This is a genomic window from Thalassospira sp. UBA1131 (assembly GCF_002311515.1).
Classification (GTDB): domain Bacteria; phylum Pseudomonadota; class Alphaproteobacteria; order Rhodospirillales; family Thalassospiraceae; genus Thalassospira.
The window spans coordinates 1-17,224 of record NZ_DCAO01000050.1; the positions used below are offsets into that span (position 1 = coordinate 1).

Genomic DNA, 17,224 nt, shown 5'->3' on the forward strand with positions numbered 1-17,224 from the left:
TGCTTCGATATTGCCGCTTTCAAATACGCTGCGCCAGGCAATCCCCGCCTGATCAAGCGCATCAATCACCGCTGGTCGAAACGCACATTCACGACTAACCAGCGACACCGGCAGCGGGCGTTTTGTCTGGGCCTTGCCCGATTTTGCCCCGACCCACACCAGCGGTGCAATTTTAAGGAAATCACCCGTCATCTGCCCGACCGGCTCCTCAACCAGGGCAATATCAATCTCGCCACTATTGACCATGCTCCTCAATTCCTGGGAGCTGTGACACCGCAGCGAAAGCTCGATCCCCGGATAGTGGTCGCAAAATTTGCGAAGCGGCGTGCGCATAAACGTACCGACAAGATCATAAGGGATACCAACGGTAAGCTTGCCGACATGCCCCGCCCCGGTCATTTCCTGCCATATCTCGTCATTGAGCAAAAGCATCCTTTGCGCCTTGCGCAGCAATTGCTCCCCATTTTGGGTCAGGCGCAATCCCTTGCGCGCGCGTTCAAACAAGCCGCAGCCGAATGCGGTTTCAAGCCGCTTGATCTGCTGGCTGACCGCCCCTTGCGTCAGGTTAAGCACCTCTGCCGCACCGGTCATGCTGCCGGTTTCCGCCACGGTCACAAAGGCGCGCAACACAGCCACATCAAGGTTTCGCATGATATCCCCACCGATCCGGCCACAACATGATCAACAGCATTAACAAACGTAATGCCGTCCATAATGAACATTCGCTTTTCTGATGCAAAGAATTGTTTTCTGATGTCCCCTGCCGCCCGGGCAACGCGCCACCACAGGACGATAGAATGATCGAAACACTGCTGCCCGTTTTATCCTTTACCCTGGCTGCGGCCCTGTCGCCCGGCGGGGCCACGACGCTTGCCACCGCATCGGGTGCGCAGTTCGGCTTTCGCCGTTCCGTGCCGTTCATCATGGGCATTTCAATCGGCATGCTGACACTGGCAGCCGCCGGCGCGCTTGGGCTGGCAAATTTGCTGCGCGCCTTTCCGGCGATTGAGCTCATCACCAAACTGATTGGCACCAGCTATCTGGTGTGGCTGGCCGTCAAGATCGCCATGGCCCCGCCACCACCAACCTCGACGATTGCGCGCAACCTTGATCAGGACACCCCGACAGACAGCAAACCCATCCCGTTTCTCGGCGCCTTTGGCCTGCTGTGGCTGAACCCCAAGGGCTGGGCTGTGACCATCGGCGCGGCGGCATCCTTTTCTGCCATCGCACAGGACCCGACCGAACTGGCGATTATTCTGGGCAGTGCCTTTGCCTTTTCCGGTTTTTTGTCGATGGCGCTTTGGTGCGCATTGGGCCTAAGCCTGTCGCTGTTACTGACATCGGATTGGCAGTGGCGCACGGTCAATGTGACGCTGGGTGTGCTCTTGATCGCCTCCATCATTCCGATGTGGCTATAAAAACGTTCTTGACCTCAACCCCGGTTGAGGTCGGACAAGGATCGCATCACTTCCATATCGGGAAATAGAATGCGCATCTTTGTCACTGGCGGTACCGGCCTGATCGGATCGGCCATCGTTGAAAAACTGATCCATCATCAACACGATGTCCTGGCACTTGCCCGATCACACGCCAGCCACAAAATGCTGGCCGACCTCGGCGCAACGCCAATCCGGGGCGATATCACCAACCCGACCGCCTGGGTCAGCGACCTGCCCGATGTTGATGCTGTCATTCACACGGCCTGTGATTTTTCCGATCAGATGCCGCGCATCGATGCCAATCTGCTCGATCACTTGATCCCGGCCCTTCATCGCATGCCAGGCATAGTGCGTTTCCTCTATACCGGTGGCGTTTGGAGCTACCCGCAAACCAAACCGGGACAGATCGGTGACGAAACACTGCCCTTTGCCTCTTTGCCGGAATTTGACTGGATGATTGCCGGGCTAAACCGCATTCTTGGCGATGAAAAACTGCATGGCATCATCATTCATCCGGGATGTGTCTATGCTACCGGCCGCCTTGGGCATACCGGCCTGTTTGAACGCGCCATCACATCCGCCCAAAGCAATAAGGTGATTACCATTGTCGGCGGCGACCATATTGATCAACCGATGGTCCACACCGATGATCTGGCCGATCTTTATTACCGTGCACTGACCAATGCCAAACCTGGTTCCAGCTATATCGGGGTTGCGATCAACGGTGTTTCAAATGACGCCATTGCCAAGCTGATCGCGAGCCACTTCGCCATTGATGACTGCCAGTTTGAAACCATCAGCAAACAAACCGCGACGACCCGTCTTGGGAATTGGGCAGAGGGGCTTGGCCACCATCAACATCTCAGCAGTACGAAGGCCATGCGTGAACTGGGCTGGGCCCCGAAACACCTTGATATCGAACAGGACATCAGGGCGTGTGCTGCTGCAATGACTGCCAAAAGTTAACGATATTAACTTTCCGTGCTGATGGTCTTGAGCCCGACCACCCCGCCAATGATCATCAGCAACAATACCGCCTTAACTGCGGTCATCGGTTCCTTCAGGAACAACCAGCCAATCAGTGCGACCGATGCCGTGCCAAGCCCGGCCCACACCGCATAGGCGGTTCCGACCGGAATGATGCGCAGCGTCATCGACAAAAACCAGAAGCTCAGCCCATATACGCCAAGGCTTAATACCGTAAAACGCCAATCGGTAAATCCATCCGAGAATTTAAGCGATATCGTCCCGATCACTTCAAGACTGATCGCAATAAACAGATATACCCAGGCGAGCATGTGCGGAATCCTTGTTGTCAGGGGTGGTGGCGGAAGGCACTCCCAAAATGGCCCAATTTTCCTTATGGGGCAATCCCCGCGCCCGCCTTATCGCCCCCCACCAAAGTCGCCTTGCCGTAATCTGGATCAAAACGGATGGCAAAATCGTTGCGTATAGTGACCCAACAGGGCACATTGCCCGCAACGATTTGCCGGTCACGGTCGCACAGATGTGCGCGCAATATCCGGCCAGAGAATGGGATAAACAGTCATGATCGAAACCGATATTCTGATTGCAGGCGGCGGGATCGCCGGAATGAGTGCCGCAGCGCGTTTTGCCGCCGATGGCCATCAGATCGTGATTGTCGACCCGGCCCCCTCTGACATCGGCGAAGGTACGGATTTGCGCACCACCGCCTTCCTTGAGCCGGGCATCGAGACGCTTAGAAAAGCTGGCGTCTGGGAAGCTATCAAACCGACCGGGGCGGAACTGCGCGTCATGCGGATTGTTGATGCCGGTGGCACCGAACGCACCCCGCGCGAAACCGCCGACTTTGATGGTGCTGAAACCAAAAACGGCTTCTTTGGCTGGAATGTCTCAAACAAGGCCGCCCGTGTCGCCCTGATGGCGCGCCTGGCCGAACTGGACAATGTCGATTTCCGCTTTTCCACCACCGTGACCGCGTTCAAAGGCACCTCGCGCTTTGGCGAAGTAACGCTTTCGGATGGCCAGACCGTACGCGCCAAAGTCGTCATTGCCGCTGATGGCCGGAACTCATCGCTGCGCGACATGGCCGGGATCAAACACAAACGCTGGGCCTATGATCAAAGTGCGCTGGTGTTTGTCGTCACCCACAACAAACCGCATGACAACATTTCGACCGAAATTCACCGCACCGGCGGTCCGCTGACCCTGGTCCCCATGCCCGACTTTGATGGCAAGCCCTGCTCGTCGGTCGTCTGGATGGTCCCGGCAGCCCGCGCCGATGAACTGAATGCCATGAGTGACGAGGCCCTGTCAGCCGAGATCACCCACGACACCATGAACCTGTTTGGCCTGCTGACCGTCGCAAGCCCGCGCGCCGTCTGGCCAATGATCTCGCAAGTGCCCTCGCGCCTGATTGCCGCCCGCCTTGCATTGATCGCGGAATCCGCCCATGTCGTGCCGCCAATTGGCGCGCAAGGGTTAAATATGAGCCTGCATGACATCGAAACCCTGGCCGAACTGATGGCCAAGGCCAAACTGCACGGCGAGGACATCGGGGCAACCCCGCTTCTGAAATCCTACGAACGTCGCCAGTTGCCCAAAACCGTCATGCGGGTCGGCGGCATTGATCTGCTCAACCGTGCGTCGATGTTCGAACCCAAAACACTGCGCGACCTGCGCTATGCCGGCCTCACCGCGATTAACCGCATCGGTCCGCTTCGCAAACTCGCCATCAAGGTCGGGGTTGGAAAATAACTCTAATCCCACCCGTGTCTTACATCTGTCCGGTGGCACTTTGGGCAGTGAACAGACGACGTTGGCTCTCGTCTGCGCTTTGCCTCTTCCACCTCTTCTTCAGAAAGCACCTGCTCTTCAAAGCGGTGACCACAGTTATTACATCTAAAACGAACAACCTCAGTCATGATGTATCCCCGCTTGAGCAACAAAATCCTTCCACAGAACCTCAGCTACCTCTTTGGTCGACATCGTTCGTTCTGACGCTGAAAAGCTCATGCGTCCAACCCAAGCTAAAGAGTAGTCATCAGCTTGCACGCTGAAGCCTCCATTGCTCGAATTACCTGACGCATTTTCGGAGTTGGAAAAGTCGATATCGCCAAAAAAATGGCCGCCCCCAGATCGACAGCGGACAGAAATAAATGCACGTCCATTTGCAATATTCTGATTCACAATACGGCACGCAAACTCGCTATCGCTTACCGAGGTAAACCGAGCCTTGATCCCGTCCAGAGCTTCAATCTCAGCCGACGCACCTTCAAAATATGATCTAATTTCTGCAAACGAATTCTCTATAAATTCAGCTTTATCTATTTCGTCGAACTGTCTTTTAACTTTGTATTTTTGCGGACCTTGAATTGGGGTTTTATGTTGTTCGACAGCTCGGTTTTTGCTCCGCGGAACAGCTTCAACGATACGACGTAGTTCTTGGACAACATCTAACAGTGCCGTGTTCTGGCTCATCCACTCACTAATCGGCTTGCCATCTTTTGGAATAGCTTTCAAATCCCCGAGCAAACCAAGCCAGTCGCATGGCTCCGCTATCACAGGAACGATCAAAAGCTCTCCGCTTTTCGCTTTTTCCCTAGCTCTTGCCAGCTCCCGCTCATAGCAGTAGTCCGATGCTATGAAATCAGGGCTAACGATCAGAAGAACTAAATCACTTTCCTCCAATTCATCGATAATAGCCTCATCGAGAATACTGCCTGCTGTGATCTTCCGATCATACCACTCCTGCACCACACCTTCTCGCTTCAGCGCAGCCATATGGGTGATCAAACGGTCGACAACACCTTCGTCTCGGTGGGAATAGGAAATGAAGATCTTCATAAACACCTCAATCGCGCCACAACTTTTAAATGAGTATGTACTAATTGGGGTGTGTTTCACACTATCCGTCAGAGCAGGGAACTCGTGGAAACATCAGGTTTATCCTTGGCTTGTGTTCCTACTTTTCCCTGATCCGCTTAAACGATCAGCTTCCCATTCTCGTCAAAGAACGGATGTGGTCCGTCATATTGGTCGACATAGGCCAGATGGGTCAGAAGGCATTGCTGCTTCTCATCCCAGCGATGTAAATGCATCGCTGGCGGTTCCATGACAAAGGCCGACGGCCCATCATCGCGCAAATCCAGCGCGACCTGATGGGCAATGGATGGCGCAACAATCAACGGCACGCCTGCCCACCGTGTATGGATCGGACGGTGCAGATGGCCACACATGATCGCCTGAATGCGGTCTTTATGCGCCAGCACGATCTGGGCAAATGTCTCTGCCCCGCTCAAAAGCCGCTGATCATCCATATGCTTGATCCCGACCGCGACCGGCGGGTGATGGACAAACAAGACACAAGGCCGGTCATCACCGTCATGCAGCGTGCGCTCCAACCAATCCAGTCGTGCTGAACACAATTTACCCTCTGACTGGCCTTCATCAAGGCTATCAAGCGCGATCAGCCTGACCGGTCCGGCATCAATCACATAATTGATGAACTCACCCCCGTCTTCGATGGGCATGGCATCGGGAAAGGCTGCGCGCAGAGGCGCCCGCTGATCATGGTTGCCCGGGATCATGTAAAACGGCACGTCAAGGTCGCGCAGGATGTCTTTCACCAGCGCGTATTCTTCGGGTGTTCCCAAATCACCAATATCACCGGTAAACACAACCATATCCGGGCGCGGCACCATGGCATTCACCCGTGCTACCGCCCGTTCAAGGGCCGTTGCCGTATCCACCTTGCGATAGGCCAGACGCCGCCCGGCACCGATATGCAAATCGGTCAATTGCGCAATAAGCATGCTTTTAAAGTCTCTCGTATCTTGAAATTGTTATTCTTGTTGAATTGGCAAGTGTCAGCGTGCGGCAAACACGGTGAGGCGTTCTGGCACCAACCGGCAATGCACCGTCTCGCCCGGGGTCATGTTTGTATCCGGGTCGGTATCGACCAAAACCGCATCTTCGCCGATACCCGAAACCGTCACGCGCAGCCGTTCCCCCAAATAGGAAACAGCCTCTACCCTCGCGGTGAAATGCGCATCATCGGGCGCACACAGCATAAGCCCATCTGCCCGGAAATAGATCTCCGACAGGCCATCTGTGGCGGGGTTGGCATTCCATGCGCGCGACACATCAACATCAACACGGCCCAAGAACGCCCGCCCGTTTTCGATATCAACTTTCAGGCAATTACTCGCTCCGACGAAGTCGGCCACAAACGGGGTTTTCGGCGCACGATAGATTTCCTGTGGTGTGCCAATCTGCGCGATTTCACCCTTTTGCATCACGACAATCCGGTCGCCCAGTGCCATGGCTTCTTCCTGATCATGGGTGACGTAAATCGCTGAGATGCCAAGCTTGCGCAAAAGTGCGTTGATTTCGGTCCGCAACCGCACGCGGAGTTTGGCATCAAGCGCGGTCAACGGCTCGTCGAGCAGCAAAACACGCGGGCGCGGTGCGATGGCGCGCGCAAGGGCCACACGCTGGCGCTGCCCACCGGAAAGCTGATCGACCCGGCGATTGGCCAGCATGTCGATATGCATCATTTCAAGCATCTCACGCACGCGCTGATCGCGTTCGGCCTTGCCAACCTTTTGCACCTTAAGGCCATAGGCCACGTTTTCCGCAACTGTCATGTTGGGAAACAGCGCATAGGATTGAAACACCATGCCTACCCGACGCTGCTCAATCGACTGTCGGGTCACATCGTCGTCGCCGAAATGAATTGCACCACCCGCATCGGGGAACTCCAGCCCGGCAATCATGCGCAGGATCGTGGTTTTGCCGCAGCCTGACGGACCAAGCAAAACCAGCGTCTCGCCCGCCGTGATCGACAGATCAAAGGGCATCAGCGCGCGCGTGCCATCGGCAAAAGTCTTGGCACAGTTTGTCAGCGCAATCGCAGTACCGGCGTCTTGCGCCTGCCCTGCCTGTTTTTGGGAAGTGGTCATTATTTATCCTCCGCCGTCGCGCGTGCGGGCTTGCTGCCCCGGTTTGCCAGTATTTGCATGGCAATCAGCAACGGCATGATCAGTACAAAGAAAATCAGGGTGTAGGCACTGCCGATCTCAAGGCGCATGGAGGCATAGGCATCCGCAAGCCCGACCGGCAGCGTTTTGGTCAGCGGCGTATGCAACATCCAGGTCAGGTTGAACTCGCCGACCGACAGTGTCACCACCATCAACGCACCGGCCAGAATGCCGGGCTTGGCATTGGGCACGATCACGGTAAAGAACCGCCGCCAGAACCCGGCACCCAGGCTTGCCGCCCCTTCTTCAAGGGTTTTCATATCCATCGCCGACATCACGGCCGCGACAGATCGCACCATGAATGGCAGGGTAAACAACACATGCCCGGTCAGGATGAAAAGCCAACTGGATCGATATCCACTGACCCCGCCATAGGTGATCAAAAGTGCGAGCGCCAAGGCCAACCCCGGGATCGCCACCGGCAGTGTCAGCAATTCTTCAAACAGCCGGGTGGCCCGGCCGGGCTTGCGCACCAGAACATATGCCAACGGCACACCGGCAATCAGCGTCACGAACAGGCAGGCAATCGCCAGCCACAATGACAAAAAGATGCTTGATGCATAAAGGTCCCAGACCTCGAATATCCAGCGCAGCGTCAGGCCCGAAGACAATCCCTGAAACACATTGACCGTCACCCCGGCAAGGGCCGACATCACGATCGGCACGACGATAAAAAGGCACAGCAAAATGGTCAGGCCAAGCTGCGCGTAAAAGACACCTGTGCGTCGCATATCATGCCCCTCCACGCACCGGCAGGCTTTTGCCCTCACCGGTAAAGCTGCGCACCGCAGCCAGACACGCCCAGGTGATCAGGCCCAAAACAATGCTGAGCGCCGCGGCCACCGGGATATTGGCGTTCCGCGTAAACTCGGTATAGATCACCATCGGCAACACATCGATATCGGTCGCCAGCGTAAAGGCCGTGCCAAACGCGCCCATCGCCGTTGCAAAACAAATGGCCCCTGATGAAATCAGGCCGGGCATGAGACCTGGTAAAATCACGTCGCAAATCACACGAAACCGCGATGCACCAAGCGACCGCGCCGCTTCTTCAAGCTGCAGGTCAAGCTTCTCGGCAGATGCCATCACCGCCAAGATCACGCGCGGGATAGAAAAATACAGATAGCCGATAAAAAGCCCGGCAATATCATAGGCAAAGACCAGTTTGGACCCAAAGGCCGCATCCGTCAGCCCGCCAATCACACCTTGGCGTCCGGCCAGCATGATCACCATGAAGCCAACCACCGTGCCCGGAAAGGACAGCGGCAAGGTCAATGTCCCGATCAAAATGCTGCGCCCGGCAAATCTGTTGCGCACCAAAAACAGCCCGACAACCGCACACAGGACCAACGCCATCATCGTAACGCCTGCCGACATCGCAAGCGTCTGGATCAGACTTTCCAGATAGCGCGCATTGGTCAGGATCAGAAGATACGTCCCCCAGCCCTCCGGCCCGTTGCCGACTTCGACCGCAACACGCGCAAGCGGGATCAAAAAGAAGGCCGCAACAATCACAAGCCCCGGGATTAGCAAGACCGTCAGGATTGCCGGGCTTGCAGCCGCTGCGCGCGGGGTTAAAAAGGATGACAGCAAGGAAGGGCGCGAACGCCCCTCCTTCAAATCAAGGTCCATCGACACCTTAACGTACCTCGGCCAGATAACGGTCAGAGAACCCGGTCTGTACGGTTGCCATCTTGGCGTAATCAACCGGCTGGGAACGGGCATAGTCAGCTTCCGGCAGGAACTTGGATGCCGCTTCTGGCGACATTGCACTCGGGATCACCGGACGCAGGAAGGCATTTGCCCAATGGGACTGACCTTTGTCCGACATCACATAATCCAGAACCTTTTTGCCGTTCTCGCCATGCGGGTTGTTGGCAACCAGACTCATGACATACGGCACCGTAACCGTACCCTCGGACGGGATGACGAATTCAACATTCGCGCTTTCCTTGTATTTCGCACGATAGGCATTGAAATCATAATCAAGCAGGATCGGAATTTCGCCCGACAGAACACGCGCATAGGCGGTCTGTTTCGGCACGATCGGATCGTTTTCCTTCAGCTTCTTGAAGAACTCGATACCCGGCGTGAAGTCATCAAGTGACCCACCCATGGCACGGTTGATCGCAACCGCACCGGCATAGCCGACAAAGGCGCTTGATGGGTCAAGATACCCGACCATGCCCGCATATTCCGGCTTCAAAAGGTCATTCCAGCTTTGCGGGACCGGCGCACCGTCAAGGGCGTCAACATTGACAAACAGGCCAATCGCGCCGGAATGGATGGCAAACCACGCGCCGTTCGGGTCTTTCAGACCATCCGGGATCGCATCGAAATTGGTCGGTTTGTAGTTCTGAACAACACCGGCTTCATTGGCCTTGATGCCAAACGACACACCGTAATAGGCGACATCGGCGACCGGGTTTTCTTTTTCCGCCAAAAGCTGCGACAGGGTCTGGCCCGAGTTTTTGTTATCCTGCGGGACATCAATGCCCAGATCTTTCGAAATATTCTTGAGCTGTCCGCCCCAGTCAGCCCATTCCGGCGGGCAGTTATAGCAAATCGCTGCTTCATCAGCGAAGGCAGGCTGGGCCGCCGTGGCGGCAACCGCAAGGCTCACACCCATGACAAGTTGTTTGAAACGCACTTTTGATCTCCCTATAATCGGGGTGATGACTGATGCCGGGCGGGTCCGATCGACTCACCCGTGCTAAGTTGATGGGGCAAAAGCAAACTTTGCGGTTCTGTCTGCCCCCGTATCAGGCCCAGCAGGAATGCAAGCGCCTGCTGGCCCATCTTCTGGGTGGGTTGAACGGCCGAACACAGTTTCGGTGTGATCAGCCCACCCACCGCAATTCCGTCAATGCCCCCAACTGACACATCCCCCGGGACCGAAAGCCCATAGGTGCGGCATGCGCTGATTGCGGCAATCGCCAGCATGTCAGTCGAACAGACAAGACCTGTGACCGCATCCGGCCCGGTCAGAAAACTTTCAAGGATGCCCTCAAGATCGGTCTCGCCAAACCCGACCTGACACAGGCGCGGGGCCGCCATCGCCGCCCCGTCCTTTTGGTGTGCGTCGTTAATGGCCTGACAGAACCCGTCATAACGCTGGCGCGAACGGTCCGAACTTTCAAAACGGCCGGCCACCATCGCAAGCTTGCGATGCCCCTGTGCAATCATCGCCTGCGTGATGTCATAGGCCGACTTGGCGTTATCGACACTGATGGACGCCACATCGGTTCGGCTTGGCTGGTTAAACAGCAACACGAACGGGATGTTTTCGCTGATCAAAAGATCAATTACGCGATTATCATCGGCGTTGGCCAGTGTCAGGATCAACCCGTCCACCCGGTTATTGAGCAATGTCGAAACTGCGCCCAATTCGCGTTCGGGATCATATTCCGATGACGTCAAAAGAACGGTCAGGCCATCTTCATGGGCGGCCTGTGCGATCCCCTGGACCGATGTTGCAAAAACCGGGTTGGCCATGGTTGGCACCAGCACCCCGACAGACCGCGTCTGCGCCATTTTAAGGCGTCGGCCATTCATGTTTGGCCGATATTTCAGATACGCCATGGCCGCACGCACACGCTCAACCGTCTCAGTCGGAACCTCATCAGGGCAATTGATCACCCGTGATACGGTTGCGATTGAAACGCCGGCCTTTGCGGCGACTGTGCGCATGGTGGGTTTGGGTGTCATCTGCAACAAAACTCCTTCGATGGGCCAAACCATACCCAACGAAGAAGTCACTTCGATAACACTTGTGTTTCCGTTTTATGAACATTTGAAACGTTTACAATGGCGGAAAACTGCCATTTATGACGTTTCGATTTCAAAACATAAAACGGTAACCCCGTGCCATGATCGCAAATCTTCAACCCGGTTTTCCGGGGCTGCATTGCTGGTCAGACGGTTTATGGGGGGCTGTTTGTCCGTTTAGCTTTGATGCAAACGAAGCTCGGCCATGAAGCCGTCCGCATGATCAGGGCGCGGGGAATAAAGCTTGAGTTCGGCCTTGGTATTGCGTGCAATCGCCTCGACAATCGCCAACCCCAGTCCCGAACCATCAGCCTTGTTGCTCGATCGTTTGAACCGCGTGGTCAGTTGATCCAGTTCATCGGGGCGAACGGGTGCACCGCCATTTGCGACCTGCACGATGTGCCCCTCGATCACGCGGATATCGACGGGCTCTTCATCGCCACCATATTTCAGGGCATTTTCAATCAGGTTGCGCATGCAGATCGCAAAGGCATCTAGATCGATATTGGCCGATAATGTCGCGAGATTGTCAGCATCAAAACGAATATGCGCCCCTTCCATCCCGGCCCGCTTGAGGTCTTCAATCACCAGATTAAGCGTCGGTCCAAGATCCTGATTATGGCCTGTCGGGCTAAAGCCACCGCTTGATTCCGCGCGCGCCAGCTGCAAAAGCTTTTCGGACAACCGCGACAGGCGTTTAAGCGCCTCTTCCGTCTGGACCGCACGTTTGCGGGCGGCGTGACCTTCCGGCAGTTCCGCCAGAAGCCTTTGTGTTTGCGCCAACGCCACGGCAATCGGCGTGCGCAATTCATGCGCACTATTGGCGGTGAAGCTGCGCTCGACACTGAGTGCCGCCTCAAGCTTTGCCATCAACCGGTTGACCGCCGTGACAATGGTGCTGATTTCTTCGATCGGGTCATCCTGCGCAATCGGGGTCAGGTTGCCTTCGCCCCGCGTTTCGATCTCGTTACGGACGTGCCGCACCGGGGCAAGCGCGTGGGTCACGCTATAGACCACAGCAAGGATCGTCACCGGGATCAGGAAAATCAGCGGCGTAAATTGCGACACCATGGTTTCGATGATCGCTTCATTGCGATGTTCGGTCGGTTCGGCCACCTGCATGAACAGATCACCATTGCCGGTCACACTGGTATAGACGCGCACTTCATCACCATCGCTGAAACCGGGTTCAAGCGGCGTATCAAACGGCGTTTCCGGCGCATTTTGCGACCGCAACAGCACGTCACCCTTTGCATCGCGCAGCTGATACTGCATGAAGTCATCGAAATCGTCGAAATCACCATCATGATCGTCATGATCGCGGTCGTCATTATCATCATGAACAGCGTCAAAGCCTGGTTCGGGCAAAACAACAATCCCACCCGCGCCCTGATGGTTTTCAAGATAATCAATGATAAGGGTCGAGGTCCGCCGTGACGTCTCGATAAGGGCGGTATCGGCGCCCTCCTCCATCTCATGGCGCGCCGTATAGGCCGCAAACAGTGCCCCGATCACCCAAAACACCGCAACGATCACCGTCAGGCGTTTGGTCAGAATGAACTGAAGACTGTTTTGCGCCCTGATCTTCATTATCCCTCAACCCGATAGCCGACACCGCGCACGGTCTTGATGACATCGCGGCCAAGCTTGCGGCGCAAGCGGCTGACATATACCTCGACCGTGTTGCTCTCGATCTCGGCCCCGAATTCATAAAGTGCTTCTTCAAGCTGGCGCTTTGAGAGTGTCTGGCCCGGCCGTTTGACCATCTGATCAAACAGTGCCCATTCGCGCGATGTCAGGTCAATCTGTTCGCCATCGCGCAAAACCGACCGCCCGGCAAGATCCACCTCGACCCCGCCCTCCAGTTCCACAAACGGATTGGGATTGCCGCTATAGCGCCGCGATACGGCGGCCAGGCGTGCGGAAAGCTCGTTCAGATCAAACGGCTTGACCAGATAATCATCCGCCCCGGCATTAAGCCCCTCGATCCGATCCGAAATCTGATCCTGTGCGGTCAGGATAATGCATGGCGTGGCCGATCCCTTGCGACGCAAATCGCGCAGCAAATCAAGCCCCTTGCCATCGGGCAGGTTAAGGTCAAGCAGCAACACATCATAGTTGGTCCCGCGCAGCATGATTTCGGCATCGACCACACTTGCGCTGTGATCAACTGCCTCGCCGCTTGCCAGCAAATGATCGCGCACCGCGTCTGCCAGCATCAATTCATCTTCGACCAGAAGAATACGCACCCCAACCTCATCCCGAAACTTTGCACAATCGGCCTTGGTTAAGGGCGTTTCCTGACAATGCGCTGAACGGCGAAAAATATCGGGTTCAGGTTGCTGTCAGGGAAGCACGCCATACTGCGCACCGATCATGACATATCCCCTATCTTATGAAGGAACCGAGCCGTGAAAAACACTGTTTTGAAGAAAGCCGCCTTTGGCACCTTTGCCGCCACCCTGCTGGCAACTGCCACCCTTGGCCTGAGTGCGAATGTCGCACAGGCCAGTGACGATTATTGCAACGTGCCGAAATCCGAATGGCAGAGCATGGATGTGCTCAAGGAAAAACTGACCGCCGAGGGCTGGGACGTCCGCAAGATCAAGGAAGATGAAGGCTGCTATGAAGTTTACGCCGTCAAGGCCGATGGCAAAAAGGTCGAAGCCTATTTCAACCCGGCGACTTTTGAGCTCGTCAAGGAAGACGACTGATTTTAATCGCGACTCCCTCGGGTGAGTGCGGCTTTGACCGAAAGTCTGTCCCCGACCCCGTGCCTGCCTGCACGGGTGTCCTCGGTCAAAGCCGCCTCTCTGAAACACCTAAAACCGCATTCAACAGTCAGGAGCACGCATCATGTCTGTCAAAGTATGGGACCCGTTTGTCCGCCTGTTCCACTGGGGCTTGGCGGCAAGTTTCATCATCGCCTGGATCACGGCCGATGAATGGGACAGCCTGCATCACTGGGCGGGATATGCCGCAGGTGCCCTGATTGCGTTGCGCCTTGTCTGGGGCCTGATCGGTACGCGCTATGCCCGCTTTACCCAATTCATCAAAAGCCCGGCGGCAACGGTTAAATATCTTGGCGATATCCTGCGCGGCACGGAACCCCGTTATCTCGGCCATAACCCGGCCGGGGCGGCGATGATCATCGCCCTGATGCTCGCCATGGCCGGTTGCGCGCTGACGGGCTGGATGTACACCACCACCATGTTCTGGGGATCGGAATGGGTGGAAGAAACCCACGAGGCGCTTGCAAACGGCCTTCTGTTCCTGGTGCTGCTGCATGTTGGCGGCGTATTGCTCGCCAGCATCCGCCATCACGAAAATCTGGTCCGCGCCATGATCACGGGCCGCAAACGCCACCCGGCAACGGATGATATTTCCTGACCGGACTTTACGACCTTTAGCTTCCCTGTGACATCCTGAATTAAGGTTTGTCCCAACTCAAGGCAACCGCGTCCACCCCTGGCCGGTTGCCTCTTTTTTTCTGGGGATACAGTCCTTAGCGTACAGTCGGCTTGGCCGGGTTCCCAACAACCGTCGCACCCGCCGCCACATCGCGCGTCACTACCGCACCGGCACCGATGATCGCATCATCCCCGATGCTGATCCCCGGCAGAATAATTGCCCCACCACCGATCCAGACATTGTCGCCAATCGTCACCGGCCAGGCGATCTCGAGATGCTGCTTGCGAAGCTCCGGATCGCGATGATGGTCGGCACAGTAAATCTGCACATTCGGGCCGAGCATCGAATGCCGCCCGATCTTGACGGGTGCGGTATCCAAAATCACGCAGCCGACATTTAAAAACACGTCTTCAGAGAGATGGATATTCACCCCATAGGCACAATGAAACCGCGCCTCGATCCGCACATCATCCGCGCAGGCTGCGAACAACGCGCGCAGTTTCGGCCCGATATTGCCGCGTTCCGCCGGATAGAGCACGCTATGTTCATGACAAGCCTCAAGGGCGCGATGACGCATCACGGTGAGTTCCGGATCAAGGCAGGAATACCAGTCACCGGCCTGCATTTTTTCAAGTTCGCTTTGGGCCATGATGTTCAAGGACGTTGTTCAAGGACGTTGTTCAGGACGGTCATCACGTTACGCCCGATTGCGGGCAACTGCAATCTGCACAGCACCCCACTGCTGACGCCACCGGCCACCATGGCCCACAAAGCACATCGAAATTTACTTGCCCGTCACATGCGCCAATGCCGCCCCATGGGTTACCAGCGCATCACACGCCTTTGCCCATGCCGGGTCGCTTTCATCAAATGCGCTGTGCAGATAGGCCGCACTCATCCGCTGGGTCACGGCAAGGCGATCGGGATCTTCATCATCGGCTTCCTTGGCATCGTAGCCTGCAATACCGCCCAGCCCGTGCTTGCCGCCCTTAAGCGTCAGCAAATAATCACCACCCGGGCTGCAATGGAACGGGTCGGTATGCCATGCCGCCCCGCGTGTGGTCAGGTGCGGGTTATCGTCTTCATCCCCCGCCACCACAAGGGTGCGTGTCGTCATATGCGAAAAATCGGGATTAAGCGCGGTATAGTTCGCACGCGCATGCTCGCTAAGGCTGTCCCCGCCATTGCCGGGGGCTGCCAGCAACACACCGACCTTGATCCGCGGCTCCAGAAGGTTGACATCCTGCGCATCCGGATCGGCGCTATCGGTCAACCGCGCGCCAAGTAACATTCCCACCGTCTGCCCGCCAAGTGAATGCCCGACCGCCGCAATCCGGTCATGGTCAAGTCGCCCGTCAAGGATCGGGTGAGCGGCTTCGATGTCGGACAAATGGTCAATGATATGTTTGAAGTCCTCCACCCGCGACCGCCAGAAAAACGGTGCCCCCGGTGCATCCGGCCCAAACCCGGCAACTTTCGAATTGCCGTGGGTCGGCTGGATCACGGCAAAGCCCTGCTCGGCGTAAAACTGTGCCAGCGGGCCATAGCCATTCATCGACGGAATATAAAGCGACGGCCCATGCCCATGCGAAAGCAGGATGATCGGAAAATGATCGCCCACCGCAGGCAAAGTAATCCGCATTTCAATCGGCTGCGGCCGATCAGCAACCGGCAAAACTACCGGACAGATCGAAAGGGTCGGCACCGCATCCCGAACCGGAATATGGCGGGCACCGGTGATCAGATTGTTCATGAAAAGCATCCTTGTTTTGCTTGGCGAAACCGTCGATTTCGCCTATAAACCAACAAACGGAACGACGTTCCTGTTGTTGATTCAAATACGGAACAATGTTCCGTTTATCAAGCATGAATTTCAACACCCGGACTCCGTCCGCGTGCGATCACGCTGGCTTATTGTGGAAAAACAAAGCGATGCAGGAAGAAACCACCGGCACAAAAAAACGCATCCGTTCTGACGCCGCCCGCAATGAAGACGCGGTACTTGAAGCCGCCAAGACGGTTTTTGCCACCTCGGGCGTCGATGCGCCGGTGCGTGAAATTGCCAAAACGGCCGGGGTTGGGGTCGGCACGCTCTATCGCCGTTTTCCCAAACGAAGCGATCTGGTCGTTGCCGTGTTCAAACGCGAGGTTGACGCCTGTGCCGCCGATGCCAAAACGCTGGCAAAGGACCACCCGCCGGGCGAGGCCCTGTCGCGCTGGCTCAGGCGCTATTGCCGGTTTATCGTCACGAAAAAGGGATTGGCATCAGCACTTCATTCGGGCGATCCGGCCTTTGATGCCCTGCCCGATTACTTCCGCAGCAACTTTGAACCGGCCCTGCAAAACCTGCTTTCTGCCGCCGCCAAGGCCGGCGAAGCCCGATCAGACATCGATGCCTATGATCTGCTGCGCGCCATTGGCAACCTTGCCAGTGCCGGAAGCACATCTGGGGGCAAAGCAGGCGGCAACGCGGGTGACGATCCCGAACATCATGAAGGCATGCAACATACCTATCGCATGCTGGATCTGATGATTGATGGCCTGCGCTACGGCAAATCGGGCTGACGGGCCGACGACAAC

20 protein-coding genes are annotated in these 17,224 nt (G+C 56.3%); 7 read left to right on the plus strand and 13 right to left on the minus strand.

All coding sequences use genetic code 11. The features are described 5' to 3' along the window. The coding region (locus B3Z49_RS07915; protein ID WP_296989687.1) for a LysR family transcriptional regulator at positions 1-651 on the minus strand (651 nt) is incomplete at its 3' end. Between the two features lie 146 nt (positions 652-797). On the opposite strand from B3Z49_RS07915, the gene B3Z49_RS07920 reads away from it, so the two are divergent. Beyond that, positions 798-1,421 carry a LysE family translocator gene (locus tag B3Z49_RS07920; protein ID WP_296989689.1) on the plus strand — a complete coding sequence of 208 codons (624 nt, stop codon included), beginning with the start codon at positions 798-800 and terminating at the stop codon, positions 1,419-1,421. Positions 1,422-1,490: 69 nt separating this feature from the next. Continuing rightward, positions 1,491-2,408 carry an NAD-dependent epimerase/dehydratase family protein gene (locus tag B3Z49_RS07925; protein WP_296989691.1) on the plus strand — a complete coding sequence of 306 codons (918 nt, stop codon included), beginning with the start codon at positions 1,491-1,493 and terminating at the stop codon, positions 2,406-2,408. Between the two features lie 5 nt (positions 2,409-2,413). Here B3Z49_RS07925 and B3Z49_RS07930 read toward each other — a convergent pair whose 3' ends face one another. Beyond that, on the minus strand, positions 2,414-2,740 hold the full coding sequence (locus B3Z49_RS07930; RefSeq protein ID WP_062957772.1) for a DMT family transporter: 327 nt from the start codon (positions 2,738-2,740) through the stop codon (positions 2,414-2,416). 250 nt (positions 2,741-2,990) lie between these two features. Here B3Z49_RS07930 and B3Z49_RS07935 point away from each other — a divergent pair, with 250 nt between their 5' ends. After that, complete coding sequence (locus B3Z49_RS07935; protein WP_296989699.1) at positions 2,991-4,181, plus strand: FAD-dependent oxidoreductase; 1,191 nt, start codon at positions 2,991-2,993, stop codon at positions 4,179-4,181. Positions 4,182-4,340: 159 nt separating this feature from the next. Here B3Z49_RS07935 and B3Z49_RS07940 read toward each other — a convergent pair whose 3' ends face one another. The 9 genes from B3Z49_RS07940 to B3Z49_RS07980 form a co-directional block, all read right to left on the minus strand. Next, positions 4,341-5,270, minus strand: a complete 930-nt coding sequence (locus B3Z49_RS07940) for a toll/interleukin-1 receptor domain-containing protein (protein WP_296989701.1) — start codon at positions 5,268-5,270, stop codon at positions 4,341-4,343. A 137-nt stretch (positions 5,271-5,407) separates the two neighbouring features. After that, a complete protein-coding gene (locus B3Z49_RS07945; protein ID WP_296989704.1) occupies positions 5,408-6,238 on the minus strand; it encodes a phosphodiesterase in 831 nt (276 codons plus the stop codon). Between the two features lie 54 nt (positions 6,239-6,292). Next, entirely contained in the window at positions 6,293-7,387 is a 1,095-nt protein-coding gene (locus B3Z49_RS07950) for an ABC transporter ATP-binding protein (protein ID WP_296989707.1), read from the minus strand. Next, positions 7,387-8,196: an ABC transporter permease gene (locus B3Z49_RS07955; RefSeq protein WP_296989708.1), complete on the minus strand. Its 810-nt coding sequence runs from the start codon at positions 8,194-8,196 to the stop codon at positions 7,387-7,389. The genes B3Z49_RS07950 and B3Z49_RS07955 overlap by 1 nt, the downstream gene beginning before the upstream one ends. 1 nt (position 8,197) lies before the next feature. Next, complete coding sequence (locus tag B3Z49_RS07960) at positions 8,198-9,097, minus strand: ABC transporter permease (RefSeq protein WP_296989793.1); 900 nt, start codon at positions 9,095-9,097, stop codon at positions 8,198-8,200. 7 nt (positions 9,098-9,104) lie between these two features. Continuing rightward, positions 9,105-10,115, minus strand: coding sequence for an ABC transporter substrate-binding protein (locus B3Z49_RS07965; RefSeq protein WP_296989711.1), 1,011 nt, complete (start codon positions 10,113-10,115; stop codon positions 9,105-9,107). A gap of 11 nt (positions 10,116-10,126) precedes the next feature. After that, positions 10,127-11,173: a LacI family DNA-binding transcriptional regulator gene (locus B3Z49_RS07970; RefSeq protein ID WP_296989713.1), complete on the minus strand. Its 1,047-nt coding sequence runs from the start codon at positions 11,171-11,173 to the stop codon at positions 10,127-10,129. Between the two features lie 237 nt (positions 11,174-11,410). After that, entirely contained in the window at positions 11,411-12,823 is a 1,413-nt protein-coding gene (locus B3Z49_RS07975) for an ATP-binding protein (protein WP_296989715.1), read from the minus strand. Further along, positions 12,823-13,482 (minus strand): response regulator, encoded by a 660-nt coding sequence (locus tag B3Z49_RS07980; protein ID WP_296989717.1) that lies wholly within the window; start codon positions 13,480-13,482, stop codon positions 12,823-12,825. The genes B3Z49_RS07975 and B3Z49_RS07980 overlap by 1 nt, the downstream gene beginning before the upstream one ends. Before the next feature lie 162 nt (positions 13,483-13,644). Here B3Z49_RS07980 and B3Z49_RS07985 point away from each other — a divergent pair, with 162 nt between their 5' ends. Both B3Z49_RS07985 and B3Z49_RS07990 read left to right on the plus strand, forming a co-directional pair. Further along, positions 13,645-13,947, plus strand: coding sequence for a PepSY domain-containing protein (locus tag B3Z49_RS07985; protein WP_296989719.1), 303 nt, complete (start codon positions 13,645-13,647; stop codon positions 13,945-13,947). Between the two features lie 142 nt (positions 13,948-14,089). Continuing rightward, complete coding sequence (locus B3Z49_RS07990) at positions 14,090-14,623, plus strand: cytochrome b/b6 domain-containing protein (protein ID WP_296989721.1); 534 nt, start codon at positions 14,090-14,092, stop codon at positions 14,621-14,623. 115 nt (positions 14,624-14,738) lie between these two features. On the opposite strand, the gene B3Z49_RS07995 is transcribed toward B3Z49_RS07990, so the two are convergent. Then, positions 14,739-15,293 carry a sugar O-acetyltransferase gene (locus tag B3Z49_RS07995; protein WP_296989723.1) on the minus strand — a complete coding sequence of 185 codons (555 nt, stop codon included), beginning with the start codon at positions 15,291-15,293 and terminating at the stop codon, positions 14,739-14,741. 135 nt (positions 15,294-15,428) lie between these two features. Beyond that, positions 15,429-16,397 (minus strand): alpha/beta hydrolase family protein, encoded by a 969-nt coding sequence (locus tag B3Z49_RS08000; RefSeq protein WP_296989725.1) that lies wholly within the window; start codon positions 16,395-16,397, stop codon positions 15,429-15,431. Here B3Z49_RS08000 and B3Z49_RS08005 point away from each other — a divergent pair. After that, positions 16,396-16,620, plus strand: a complete 225-nt coding sequence (locus B3Z49_RS08005; protein ID WP_296989727.1) for a hypothetical protein — start codon at positions 16,396-16,398, stop codon at positions 16,618-16,620. The genes B3Z49_RS08000 and B3Z49_RS08005 overlap by 2 nt on opposite strands. Beyond that, the gene (locus B3Z49_RS08010; protein WP_296989730.1) at positions 16,577-17,209 is read left to right on the plus strand and encodes a TetR/AcrR family transcriptional regulator; all 633 of its coding nucleotides are present in this window, start codon (positions 16,577-16,579) and stop codon (positions 17,207-17,209) included. Before B3Z49_RS08005 ends, B3Z49_RS08010 begins: the two co-directional genes overlap by 44 nt. Positions 17,210-17,224: the final 15 nt, after the last annotated feature.

Coding starts and splice junctions, on each gene's coding strand:
- B3Z49_RS08000 (WP_296989725.1), bottom strand. CDS start 16,397: ATGAACAATCTGATCACCGGTGCCCGCCATATTCCGGTTCGGGATGCG.
- B3Z49_RS07925 (WP_296989691.1), top strand. CDS start 1,491: ATGCGCATCTTTGTCACTGGCGGTACCGGCCTGATCGGATCGGCCATC.
- B3Z49_RS07940 (WP_296989701.1), bottom strand. CDS start 5,270: ATGAAGATCTTCATTTCCTATTCCCACCGAGACGAAGGTGTTGTCGAC.
- B3Z49_RS08010 (WP_296989730.1), top strand. CDS start 16,577: ATGCAGGAAGAAACCACCGGCACAAAAAAACGCATCCGTTCTGACGCC.
- B3Z49_RS07945 (WP_296989704.1), bottom strand. CDS start 6,238: ATGCTTATTGCGCAATTGACCGATTTGCATATCGGTGCCGGGCGGCGT.
- B3Z49_RS07955 (WP_296989708.1), bottom strand. CDS start 8,196: ATGCGACGCACAGGTGTCTTTTACGCGCAGCTTGGCCTGACCATTTTG.
- B3Z49_RS07930 (WP_062957772.1), bottom strand. CDS start 2,740: ATGCTCGCCTGGGTATATCTGTTTATTGCGATCAGTCTTGAAGTGATC.
- B3Z49_RS07975 (WP_296989715.1), bottom strand. CDS start 12,823: ATGAAGATCAGGGCGCAAAACAGTCTTCAGTTCATTCTGACCAAACGC.
- B3Z49_RS07920 (WP_296989689.1), top strand. CDS start 798: ATGATCGAAACACTGCTGCCCGTTTTATCCTTTACCCTGGCTGCGGCC.
- B3Z49_RS07990 (WP_296989721.1), top strand. CDS start 14,090: ATGTCTGTCAAAGTATGGGACCCGTTTGTCCGCCTGTTCCACTGGGGC.
- B3Z49_RS07950 (WP_296989707.1), bottom strand. CDS start 7,387: ATGACCACTTCCCAAAAACAGGCAGGGCAGGCGCAAGACGCCGGTACT.
- B3Z49_RS07995 (WP_296989723.1), bottom strand. CDS start 15,293: ATGGCCCAAAGCGAACTTGAAAAAATGCAGGCCGGTGACTGGTATTCC.
- B3Z49_RS07935 (WP_296989699.1), top strand. CDS start 2,991: ATGATCGAAACCGATATTCTGATTGCAGGCGGCGGGATCGCCGGAATG.
- B3Z49_RS08005 (WP_296989727.1), top strand. CDS start 16,396: ATGAAAAGCATCCTTGTTTTGCTTGGCGAAACCGTCGATTTCGCCTAT.
- B3Z49_RS07960 (WP_296989793.1), bottom strand. CDS start 9,097: ATGGACCTTGATTTGAAGGAGGGGCGTTCGCGCCCTTCCTTGCTGTCA.
- B3Z49_RS07970 (WP_296989713.1), bottom strand. CDS start 11,173: ATGACACCCAAACCCACCATGCGCACAGTCGCCGCAAAGGCCGGCGTT.